The sequence below is a fragment of the Collinsella aerofaciens genome, from assembly GCF_028209625.1.
Lineage (GTDB): Bacteria > Actinomycetota > Coriobacteriia > Coriobacteriales > Coriobacteriaceae > Collinsella > Collinsella aerofaciens_AM.
The window spans coordinates 1-6,233 of sequence record NZ_JAQLDU010000030.1 but is presented as its reverse complement, the minus strand read 5'-3'; the positions used below and the strand labels follow the sequence as shown (position 1 = coordinate 6,233).

The following is a 6,233-nucleotide window of genomic DNA, read 5'->3' as shown; positions in this document are numbered from 1 at the left end:
GGGCGCCAGGCAAAGCGCCCACAAACTAGCCTCTCTTCATGAGCCCCGCAGTCCGCTCCGACTGCGGGGCTTTTGCTGTTTGAGATGTGTGCAGGGGGTAAACAAGAACAAATTTGGTTAGATGCTCAGGTCATGGGATGCCTGAAACCAGACGATGACTCCGAGAATCCTGATTCGGCGTTTGTCCAGCACAATATCCGGTTCCGACGTGCGATATGAGTAGGATGACAGCATCACGGTGTTCGTGCCGGTGCTATATCGCCGTATGACCATTCTGGAATTATCGGCCAAGGCGAGGACGGAGCATCCGTTCCAGGGTTTCAGGTTGGGGTCCACTAGGAGAAGGGATCCTATCGGATAGCATTTGGACATGGCAGATGTGTCCATTTGAACAAAGAAGCACCCGCGATGGTTTTTGAATACGGATGAGGGGAGCGCCGTTGTTCCGGTCTGCTTGAGTCCCGTTCTGCCTCCATTCATCTGAATTTTAAATACATCACAAAGGGAGTCAGTAGTAGTTTCCTTGGATTCCCCCTTCCGCCCCTCGTGGTCGAGCTTTGCGGCAAGCCCTGCGGTTTCCGATGCGAGGTCGTCAAACTGCAGATTGAATTTCGAAACGATCTTGAGCAGTGTCGACCGGCGGATGGCATAGCGGTCCTTTTCCCAACGGCATACCGTTTCTTTGGAGACGCCGACGAGTGCCGCGAACTCCTCCTGCGTGAGCTGGTCGCGCTTGCGAAGCGCCTTTATGTTTTGACCCGTTCCCATGTTATGAAGCGCGGACGAGGGGAAGGCAGAGGCAGTTGGGGCCGCCAAAGCCGTTTGTCAGCTCAAAGATAGAGATGGGAACAAGTTCAATACCGGCCTGCTCCAGTGCCTTGTTAGTCTCGGTGTTCTCTTCGTATACGCAGACCTTGCCGGGCTCCAGGCAAAGGGTGCTTATGGCATTGTTGGTTCTTTCGACCTCTGCCGCTCCGGGATTTGAGCCGCCGCAAGGGATAAATTGCGGTGAACTTAAACCCAGGGCTAATCCCAGCGCTTCTTTTAGTCCGCCTTCGACATGACGCGCCCGGGTTGTCCTTTCCGATCTGCCTCGTGTAATGCAGTAGACTCGCGCTTGGTCCAGGAGCTCCCGGTCAATGAGGAATGTCTCATAGTTAACACGAGCAAAGTATGTGTCGAGATGAATGCAGAGATCATCGTAGGGAACCTCAATGGCCCATACGGACTCAATAGTCGAGTTCTCGTCCCAGAGCAAGTTATTCGCTAGGGTGTCTATAGCTGCTGGCTCGGTTCGTTGAGAGATGCCAACGGCTACATTTTCGCTGTTGAGGTTGTGAAGGTCGCCGCCTTCAATGTGGTAAGTCGATTCATGCTTGAAGAACTGAGGAGTCTCGCGGAAATCCGGATGATAGTTAAAAATCGTTTTATAGGCGATAACCTCACGGTTGCGCTCTGGCCAGTACATATGGTTGAGCGTGACACCTTCGCCGATGACGCTTGCTGGATCGCGCGTGAACCACATGGTGTTAAGGGGGGCTATGAGAAGGTCGTCGGGTGAGTATGCGTCTCCCGTCAGCTTTGAGAGGCTGAACACCTCCTTGTTCGTGTCGAAGACCTGGGAGTAGCGAACGCCGTTGACGGCTGCCTGGACCAGGTCGCGGGAACCTTCGATATGCTCAAGATACTCGCGAATGGCAGACTCGAGCTCAATGCCCCGCGCGCCGCATTCTGAAATGTAGCTATCGATAAAAGAGCGACGCGCTTGCTCTGTCGCATCAAGGGCTTCGGTAAGAAGGTTTTCAAGATAGAGAATCTCTACCCCTTCGTGCTCGAGCATCGCCGAGTAAGCATGATGCTCCCTAAGGGCTTTATCAAGATCGAATGAGCTGCTAGACGGACGCAACGTAAAGACCCGATTGAACTGCCCGTCGGGGTAGTTGCGCGTTTCGGGGCCGGGGCAGTGCAGGAGGGCCTTTTTTAGCTTTCCTATTTCGTTTTGAACATGTAGTGCGGACATAAGACCTCGCTTTGGCGATGAGTATTGATTGCTTCCATAGTGGCACATTACGAGTTCGATTCAATTTACATCATATCTGTCACAGGTGAATGGTACGAACCGGCTTAGTAATTGATGTTAAACATCAATCTAGAAAGCAAATTGACAAATTACGTCAATCTAAAGTCCGTTTACGGGTCGATGCGCTTCGTTGGCGGGCGAAGAGACGGAAGGGTGTTTTGCGCGATGACACAATGGCTTTGCCGGCAACGAAAAACCCCTGAATTAAGGAGGAGAGATGGCAGAGACAGAAAAGAAGCGCACTCTTCGAGTCCCGCACGTGTACACCATCATTCTCGTCTTGATGGCCGTATTTGCCGTTCTGACCTGGGTCGTGCCTTCGGGTTCGTTTGAGCGCCAGGAGGTTAACGGTCGCGAGGTAACGGTCTCGGGCACCTATGAGCCTGTCGATAAGGTCTATACGGACGAGGACGGCAACGAGGTCGATCTTCGCCAAGGCATCTTCGAAGTACTTGAGGCCCCTGCGATCGGCATCCAGCAAGCGGTCGAGGTCGTTGCATTCATTATGATTGTGGGAGGTTCCTTCCAGGTCATCACGGCGACCGGAGCCATCACGAGCGGCGTCGCCCGAGTGGTGAAGAAGTTCAAGAGCAAGGACGTCCTCATCATTCCGATCCTAATGGCGCTTTTTGCCTTGGGCGGCAGCACCTTTGGTATGGCAGAGGAGACGCTTCCGTTCTTTGCGATTCTTATGCCGATCATGATGGCCATGGGCTTCGACTCAATTACAGCGTTCATGACGGTGTTTGTGGGTGCCCGTATCGGATACATCGCATCTACCGTAAACCCGTTCAACGTCCTGATTTCCCAGGGCATCCTCGGTATCCAGGGCAACCCCCAGCTTTGGTTGCGTACTATCGCCCTTGTCGTGCTCACTGCAGTTGCCATCGCATGGGTTGTGATGTATGCCCTCAAGGTTAAGAAGAATCCCGAGGCATCCCCAGCTTTCCACGATGATATCGAGAAGCGCAAAGAGTTTGGTGCGGACGAGAATCTCCTCGATAGCGAGTTCACCGGTAGGCAGAAAGCCGTTATGGTTATTTTCGTGCTTGGACTTGCCGCCATCATTTGGGGCCTGGTGGCCCAGGGCTGGTACATGAACGAAATCTCTGCGATTTTCTTGGCCATGGCCCTTCTTTCGGGTGTAGTTTCCGGGATGAACGAGAAGGAGATCGCGGGAGAGTTCGTTAAGGGAATTGCAGACTTCGCGTTCTCGGCCATCGTTGTTGGCCTCGCCCGCGGAATCCTCGTAATCGCCAATGACGGCCTCATCATCGATACGATTCTCAACACGCTCGCCACGGCTCTCTCTGGAGTTCCGGCAGTTATCTTTACGAGCATTCTCTACGTCGTGGATAACCTTCTGTCGATCCTCGTTCCGAGCTCCTCGGGCATCGCTGCTCTTACGATTCCCATTTTCGGCCCGCTTGTTGAGCTGATGGGCTTAAACCCCGAGGCTGCAGTTACCGGCCTTTCCATGGGCAGTGCTGCCATGTCTCTCATTTCGCCGACAAGCGCGATGCTCGTTGCCGGTCTTGGCGTCTGTAAGATTCCGCTTGGCCAGTGGTGGAAGGTCGCTTGGAAATTCTTCCTGGTCGTAAGCGTTATCTGCATGGCATTCACTGCGGTTTCGGGTCTTATCCCCCTGCCGTAAATGCAAAACCCCACATACAAGTTGTGAGAAAGAAGGATAGAGATGAACAAAGGACTGAACGTTCATAGCGAGATTGGCGCCCTCAAGAAGGTGTGCGTCCATCGCCCCGGTATGGATCTTGTAAACATGAAGGCGGAGGATTTCGACCGCGTTTGGATTCACGACGCGTTCTATCTGGACTATGCCCAGAAAGAGCACGATCAGTTTACCGACCTTCTTCGCGGCGCTGGCGCCGAGGTCGTCTATATGGAAGAGCTGCTCGCTGAGACGTTTGACAAAGTCGAGGGCACTCGCGCAGAGTTCATGACGAAGTTCATGGGTGAGTCCGGCATCTCCAACGCGGCCCTTCGCCAGGCCGTTGTCGAGAAGCTTGATTCGATTAAGGACAACAAGGAGTTTGTCCTTGCTGCCATGGGCGGCCTCTACGTTCGCGACCTCGAGATCCCCAAGGTTGGCGGTTCTCTTGCCAGTATGGACGGCGAGGAGTTGAAGGCTGACGATATGGTGCTGTTCCCCATGCCGGCCTCGTATTTCTCCCGTGACCCTCTGGCTGTCGTGGGCAAGGGCGCTACCATGAACCGCATGTACTGGAATCAGCGCAACCGCGAGGTAATCTTCTACGAAACGGTGCTCCGCAACCATCCCGATTATGCCGGTAGCCCCATCTGGTACGACCACAACAGCGAGTGGCATATCGAGGGCGGCGATATCCTCAACATCAACGCCAAGACGCTCGCCATCGGTATTTCCGAGCGCACCCAGACTGCGGCCATCGATGAGCTCGCCAAGAATATGTTCTGGGGTTCCGATGAGGCCGAGATCGAGAACATCTATGCCATCAAGATCCCGCACGGCTACGCCTACATGCACCTCGACACCGTCTGCACGCAGGTCGATCGCGATAAGTTCACGGTCTATCCTGGCATCTACCAGACGCTTCGTGCCTACCGCCTGACCAAGGGCGATTCGGAGGGGGAGGTGCATATCGAGGAGCTCGAGGGCACCCTGCAGCATATTCTCGAGCTTGCGACGGGTATGGACCACATCACCATGATTGAGTGCGGTGGTGGCGATCCGATCGAGGCTTCCCGTGAGCAGTGGAACGATGGTTCCAACACTCTTGCGGTCGCACCGGGCAAGGTCTGCGTGTATGAGCGCAACGTTGTCACCAACGATGCTCTTTACAAGGCCGGCGTCGAGCTGCTCGTCGCCCCCTCCGAGGAGCTTTCTCGCGGTCGCGGCGGCCCGCGCTGCATGACCATGCCGTTCTGGCGTGAGGAAATCTAGTCAGCGTTAGCGTATCTGGGCGGCGCGTGTGCGTCTGCGCCGCCCATCCCTCCTTGTGTGTTCCAACAATCGAAAGGATTCAAATCATGGCTCTTAATCTTTCTGGTCGAAGCGTTCTTACCCTGCTTGACTTTACGTCCGAGGAAATCGAGTACATGCTCGACCTCTCAAAGAACTTCAAGGATATGAAGCGCGCCGGTTATCCGCACCGCTTTCTCGAGGGCAAGAACATTGTCCTGCTGTTTGAGAAGACCTCAACGCGCACGCGCTGTGCCTTCGAGGTCGGCGGTATGGACCTGGGTATGGGCGTGACCTACCTCGACCCCGGCTCGTCGCAGATGGGCAAGAAAGAGTCCATCGAGGATACCGCCCGCGTGCTCGGTCGCATGTATGACGGTATTGAGTATCGCGGCTCCGACCAGTCGATCGTCGAGGAGCTTGCCGCCAAGGCTGGCGTTCCCGTCTGGAACGGTCTGACCAACGAGTACCATCCCACCCAGGCCCTTGCCGACATTCTTACCATGCGTGAGGAGTTTGGCGACACGCGCGGCATGAAGCTCACCTATATGGGTAAGGAGCAGGGCAACGTCAGCGACTCCCTGATGGTTATCTGCGCCAAGCTCGGCATTAACTTCTGCTCCTGCGGACCCAAGGGCGATGTCGAGGGCGCCACGCACTTCGATCCCGAGCTTCTTGAGCGCTGCCAGGAGATCGCCGCTCAGAATGGCTGCACGATCCAGCTCACTGAGGATATCGATGAGGGCGTCAAGGATGCAGATGTTATCTATACGGACGTTTGGGTCGGTATGGGCCAGGCTGAGGAGCTGTGGAAGAGCCGAATCGATCTTCTCTCTCCCTATCGAGTAACGCCCGAGGTCATGGCCAAGGCAAACCCCGGCGCCATCTTTATGCACTGCCTGCCGAGCTTCCACGATACGCAGACCACCATCGGCGCCGAGATTGCTGAGAAGTTCGGCGTGACCGAGATGGAGGTTTCCGACGAGGTCTTTGAGAGCGCGCAGTCTCGTGTGTTCCAGGAGGCCGAGAACCGCATGCATACCATTAAGGCCATGATGTACGCGACGCTTCGCTAGTAGCTGGGAAGTGAACGAACACTATGAGTAAACCGTACGGTAAGCCCGATCGTATTGTCGTCGCCCTTGGCGGCAACGCCCTCGGCAACAACCCCGTCGAGCAGATCCAGGCCGTGAG

At 55.2% G+C, this 6,233-nt stretch carries 5 protein-coding genes; 3 read left to right on the top strand and 2 right to left on the bottom strand.

Annotated features, from left to right (window positions below):
• Positions 1 to 117: 117 nt before the first annotated feature.
• Both PMW70_RS09535 and PMW70_RS09530 read right to left on the bottom strand, forming a co-directional pair.
• Positions 118 to 768 carry a LexA family transcriptional regulator gene (locus PMW70_RS09535; protein ID WP_117641077.1) on the bottom strand — a complete coding sequence of 217 codons (651 nt, stop codon included), beginning with the start codon at positions 766 to 768 and terminating at the stop codon, positions 118 to 120.
• A gap of 1 nt (position 769) precedes the next feature.
• Positions 770 to 2,020 carry an arginine deiminase gene (locus tag PMW70_RS09530; protein WP_158549404.1) on the bottom strand — a complete coding sequence of 417 codons (1,251 nt, stop codon included), beginning with the start codon at positions 2,018 to 2,020 and terminating at the stop codon, positions 770 to 772.
• 277 nt (positions 2,021 to 2,297) lie between these two features.
• Between PMW70_RS09530 and PMW70_RS09525 the strand changes: the two genes are divergently transcribed.
• The 3 genes from PMW70_RS09525 to argF all read left to right on the top strand — a co-directional run bounded on the left by PMW70_RS09525 (position 2,298) and on the right by argF (position 6,115).
• Complete coding sequence (locus PMW70_RS09525; protein ID WP_271744721.1) at positions 2,298 to 3,734, top strand: YfcC family protein; 1,437 nt, start codon at positions 2,298 to 2,300, stop codon at positions 3,732 to 3,734.
• 42 nt (positions 3,735 to 3,776) lie between these two features.
• On the top strand, positions 3,777 to 5,021 hold the full coding sequence (locus PMW70_RS09520) for an arginine deiminase (RefSeq protein ID WP_117648555.1): 1,245 nt from the start codon (positions 3,777 to 3,779) through the stop codon (positions 5,019 to 5,021).
• A gap of 86 nt (positions 5,022 to 5,107) precedes the next feature.
• The gene (gene argF, locus PMW70_RS09515) at positions 5,108 to 6,115 is read left to right on the top strand and encodes an ornithine carbamoyltransferase (protein ID WP_117584179.1); all 1,008 of its coding nucleotides are present in this window, start codon (positions 5,108 to 5,110) and stop codon (positions 6,113 to 6,115) included.
• The last annotated feature ends 118 nt before the right edge of the window (positions 6,116 to 6,233 follow it).